This is a genomic window from Streptomyces sp. NPDC054932, assembly GCF_053610205.1.
This window is the reverse complement of sequence record NZ_JBSGXU010000003.1, coordinates 117,018-121,642: the sequence shown is the minus strand read 5'-3', so window position 1 is coordinate 121,642 and position 4,625 is coordinate 117,018. Positions and strand designations below refer to the sequence as shown.

General features: G+C 72.2%; 5 protein-coding genes. 1 reads left to right on the top strand and 4 read right to left on the bottom strand.

All coding sequences use genetic code 11. The features are described from left to right. Positions 1–101 precede the first annotated feature (101 nt). The 4 genes from msrB to ACWGE1_RS01865 all read right to left on the bottom strand — a co-directional run bounded on the left by msrB (position 102) and on the right by ACWGE1_RS01865 (position 3,389). On the bottom strand, positions 102–509 hold the full coding sequence (gene msrB / locus ACWGE1_RS01880) for a peptide-methionine (R)-S-oxide reductase MsrB (protein WP_453418583.1): 408 nt from the start codon (positions 507–509) through the stop codon (positions 102–104). A gap of 23 nt (positions 510–532) precedes the next feature. Further along, positions 533–1,930, bottom strand: a complete 1,398-nt coding sequence (gene murC, locus ACWGE1_RS01875; protein ID WP_453418582.1) for a UDP-N-acetylmuramate--L-alanine ligase — start codon at positions 1,928–1,930, stop codon at positions 533–535. 60 nt (positions 1,931–1,990) lie between these two features. Further along, on the bottom strand, positions 1,991–2,458 hold the full coding sequence (locus tag ACWGE1_RS01870) for an indole-3-glycerol phosphate synthase (RefSeq protein ID WP_453418581.1): 468 nt from the start codon (positions 2,456–2,458) through the stop codon (positions 1,991–1,993). A 148-nt stretch (positions 2,459–2,606) separates the two neighbouring features. Then, positions 2,607–3,389, bottom strand: coding sequence for a pyrimidine reductase family protein (locus ACWGE1_RS01865; RefSeq protein ID WP_453418580.1), 783 nt, complete (start codon positions 3,387–3,389; stop codon positions 2,607–2,609). An 84-nt stretch (positions 3,390–3,473) separates the two neighbouring features. Here ACWGE1_RS01865 and zapE point away from each other — a divergent pair, with 84 nt between their 5' ends. Then, positions 3,474–4,529 (top strand): cell division protein ZapE, encoded by a 1,056-nt coding sequence (gene zapE, locus ACWGE1_RS01860; RefSeq protein WP_453418591.1) that lies wholly within the window; start codon positions 3,474–3,476, stop codon positions 4,527–4,529. Positions 4,530–4,625: the final 96 nt, after the last annotated feature.

The following is a 4,625-nucleotide window of genomic DNA, read 5'->3' as shown; positions in this document are numbered from 1 at the left end:
ACCGCGCGCAGGGCGAGGGCCTCCCCGCCCGGCGGCGGGCCCGGGCCGGCCGGAGGCCGCGCCCGCTCCCGCGGGTCGCGGCCTCCGCCGCCGGACCTGCGTCAGCCCTCGGCCGGGGTCAGGCGCAGGGAGATGCTGTTGATGCAGTACCGCTGGTCCGTCGGGGTCGGGTAGCCCTCGCCCTCGAAGACGTGGCCCAGGTGCGAGCCGCACGTCGCGCAGCGGACCTCGGTGCGGACCATGCCGTGCGAGGTGTCCGCGATCAGCTCGACGGCGTCGGTGTCCTTCGGGTCGAAGAAGGACGGCCAGCCGCAGTGCGAGTCGAACTTCTCCGACGAGCGGAACAGCTCGGACCCGCAGCCGCGGCAGGAGTAGACGCCCTCGGTCTTGGTGTCCGTGTATTCACCGCGGAAGGCCGGCTCGGTGCCCGCCAGGCGCAGCACCTGGTACTCGGACGGGGTCAGCTCCGCCTGCCACTGCTCGTCCGTCTTCTCGACCTCGTAGGACATGACTCTCCCGCTCCCTCGTACCTTCAGCTCGACAGCCGGGCGAGGATGGCCGGACCGAGGTCCGTGACGTCGCCCGCGCCCATGGTGAGAACGAGATCACCGGGCTTGGCCATTCCCGCGATGGCGTCGGCGACGGCCGCCTTGTCGTGCTCGGCGGTGACGTCGGCGCCCGCGGTGCGTGCGGCCGCGATGATCAGCTCGCTGGTGACGCCGGGGATCGGGTCCTCGCGGGCCGGGTAGATGTCCAGGACCAGGGAGGCGTCGGCGAGGGCCAGCGACTGGCCCATCTCCTGGCCCAGCTCCTGGGTGCGGGAGAAGAGGTGCGGCTGGAAGACGACCAGGATGCGGGAGTCCCCGGCGGCTCCGCGGATGGCCTCCAGGTCTGCGGTCATCTCGGTGGGGTGGTGTGCGTAGGAGTCGATCACCTGGACGCCCGCGGCCTCGCCCTTGAGCTGGAGGCGGCGCTTGACGCCGGTGTACTTGCCGAGCGCGCTCGCCAGGTTGTGCGCCGGGATGCCGAGGGCCACGCCCGCGGCGAGGGCCGCGACGGCGTTGTGCGCGTAGTGGCGGCCGGGAACCGAGACGGTGAAGGTGAGCATCCGGCCGTCCAGGATCACGGTGACCTCGCTGGTCAGACCGCGCGGGGTGATCTTGGTGATCCGGACGTCGGCGCCCTCCTCCTCGCCGTACGTGACGACGCTCAGGCCCTCCTTGCCCGCGACCCGGCGGGCGATCTCGGCGGCGCCCTGCTGGTCGTGGGCGACGACCAGGGTGCCGCCGGGCACGATCTTGCCGACGAAGGTCTCGAAGGACTCGTAGATCTCCTCGATCGACGCGTAGTTCGCGTGGTGGTCGAGCTCCGCGTTCAGGATGATCGCGACCTGCGGGGTGTACTTGTGGAAGGAGCGGTCGCTCTCGTCCGCCTCGGCCACGAAGATGTCGCCCTCGCCGTGGTGGGCGTTGGAGCCGGGGGCGTCCAGGTCGCCGCCGATGGCGTAGGAGGGGTCCAGGCCCAGGGCCGAGAGGGACACCGCCAGCATCGAGGTGGTGGTGGTCTTGCCGTGCGTGCCGGCGACGGCGATCGGGCGCAGCCCGTCCATCAGCGCGGCGAGCGCGTCGGAGCGGTGCACGACGGGGATGCCGAGTTCGGCGGCGCGGGCCAGCTCGGGGTTGTCGGCGCGGATGGCGCTGGAGACGACCACGCAGGTGGAGTCGGCGGCGAGGTTCGCGGCCGCGTGTCCGCCGTGGACCGTGGCGCCGTGGGCACGCAGCGCCCCGGCGGTCTCGGAGTCACCGCGGCTGTCGCTGCCGGCGACCTGCGCGCCGCGCTGGGCCAGGATCTTCGCGATGCCGGACATGCCGGCGCCGCCGATGCCGATGAAGTGGGGCCGTTCCATGGCGGTCGGCAGGCCGGGCTTCATTCAGGTCGCTCCAGGATCGAGTGCTTGCGGGTGCGCTTGGGGCTCTGACTGGCCCCAAGCCTATTCGTTGTGGGCGAAGAGCTTGAGCACGGGAACGCCGACCTTGTGGCGGGCGCGGGAGGCCCAGTCCCGGTGGAAGAACTCCTCCACGAAGTGCGGGGCGGTCAGAACGATCACCTCGTCGGCGTCGTGCTCGTCCACCACGGTCTTCAGCTTGTCGAGCGGGTGGTCCTCGATGATCTGCCCGACGGCCTTGGCCCCCTTGGCGCGCAGTGCGTTCAGGGAGTGCGCGAGGGCGTGTGCGGCGGGGCCGAGGGCGGCCTCGCCCTCGGGTTCGTCGCCCTCGCGGACGGCCTCGGGGAGCTCGCCGAGCGCCACGTCGTCGATGGCCCGCAGCAGTCGGTCCTGGTCGCCCCGGGGTTGCATGAGGACGATGAAGGAGACCGCGTCGTCCCCGTGCAGGGTGGTGACGAAGTCCACGTCCACCGCGGTCAGCGGCTGCTCGATCATCAATACGCTCGTGAACACGGACGCCCTCTCCTTCATGGGCCGAGGCCGGCAGGCCGGCCCCTGCGGAAACCATCCTGCCCCGCTGTCGCACGGGGCCCTGTGCAGACATACCTGCCCAGTTATGTGCCCAGCGGAAGCAAAGCGGAACGACAAATTCCGCCCGTTGTCAGATCCGACGGTAGCTCGTGAAGAGGAACCCGGCCTCTTCCAGTACACAGGCGGGCGCGAGCCGGTGCGGAACCGTGACGGAGGGCCCTCCGGCGATCCGCTGGGCGCCGCCGGCCGCGAGCATCGGGGAGATCGTCAGGCACAGCTCGTCGAGGGCGTCGGCGGCCACGAACTGCCCCAGCAGCCGGGGCCCGCCCTCGGTGAGCTGGCGGCGCAGCCCCCGCCCGGCGAGCTCCCGCACCGCCCGGGCGGTGTCCACGGCCGCGCCTTCACCGGCCACCACGACCTCGGCCCCGGCCCGGACGGCCTCGGCCACCCGGTCGGCGGGCGCGGCGGCTCCGGTGACCACCAGGGTCGGCACCAGCGGGGAGGTGAACAGGGGCAGCGAGAAGTCCAGGTCCATGCCGGCCGTGACCACGGCGATGGCGGGGGCCGGGCCCTGTCCGGAGGCGGCACGGCGGGCGGCGAAGGCCTCCCGGGCCCGGGCCGGGCGGTAGCCCTCCTGGCGAACCGTTTCCGCGCCGACGACCACCACATCGGCCAGTGCCCGGAGGGTGCCGAAGATCCGCATGTCGGTCTCGCCGGAGATGGGCTGCGAGCGGCCGTCGTGCTGGGCGGCGCCGTCCAGGGTCGAGACCATGTTCGCCCGGAGCCAGTGCCCGTCCGCCTTCAGGGCGGGGTACGCGTAGGCCTCCGCCAGCTCGTCGAGCGACCACTCCCGGTCGGCCCGGTCCTGGGGCGAGGCTGATGTCTGATCGGTCACAGGGAACAGGCGTCGCATCGGTGCAGTGTGCCACGCCCCGTAGAGTTAAGAGCTGTGTCAACATCTCTCTCCACCTCCGGTTACACCTCCGGCCGACCCCCCATAGCCGACGCGGGCCCCCAGGCCCTGTGTGCGCGCGAGCCGCGGGTCCCCGCCGAGCGGCTGGTGGCCGAGATGGTGCCGCCGCCGCGGTTCGACTCGGTGCGCTTCGACACGTACGACCCGGACCCCACCCAGCCGAGCCAGTCCGAGGCCGTCACGGTGCTGAGCGGGTTCGCCGCCGGCCTGGGCGGGGCGCACGCCAGCGGCTCCGGCAGGAAGCGCTGGTTCTCGAAGAAGCCCGCCGCCCCCAGCGCCCCGCGCGGGGTCTACCTCGACGGCGGCTACGGCGTCGGCAAGACCCACCTGCTCGCCTCCCTGTGGCACGCCACCCCGGCCGAGCCCGCGCTCAAGGCCTTCGGCACCTTCGTGGAGCTGACCAACCTGGTCGGCGCGCTCGGGTTCCAGCAGACCGTTCAGACCCTGGGCGGACACCGGCTGCTGTGCATCGACGAGTTCGAGCTGGACGACCCGGGCGACACCGTACTGGTGTCCTCGCTGCTCAGCCGCCTGGTCGAGCAGGGCGTGGCGCTCGCCGCCACCTCCAACACGCTGCCCGGCAAGCTCGGTGAGGGCCGCTTCGCCGCCGCCGACTTCCTGCGCGAGATCCAGGGACTGTCGGCGCACTTCCGGCCGCTGCGCATCGACGGCCAGGACTACCGCCACCGCGGTCTGCCCGAGGCCCCGGCGCCGTTCTCCGACGAGCAGGTCACCAAGGCCGCGTACGCGACCGAAGGCGCGAGCCTGGACGACTTCCCCGGCCTGCTCGAACACCTGGCCCGGGTGCACCCCAGCCGCTACGGCGCGCTGACCGACGGTCTCACGGCGGTCTGCCTGACCGATGTCGGCCCGGTGCCGGACCAGTCGACGGCCCTGCGGCTGGTGGTACTGGCCGACCGGTTGTACGACCGCGAGATCCCGGTCCTGGCCTCCGGGGTCCCCTTCGACCGGCTGTTCAGCGAGGAGATGCTGAACGGCGGGTACCGGAAGAAGTACTTCCGCGCCATATCGCGGCTCACCGCGCTGGCGCGCGACGCGAAACCCCTGGTGTCCCAGTAGGTTTGGGAAGGGCGGGGGCCGGCGGGGGGCCCGCCCGGTTGCAAAATTAGAAGTGGTTAACAAATCCACCCCCCCCACCCCCCCCACCCCCAGCAC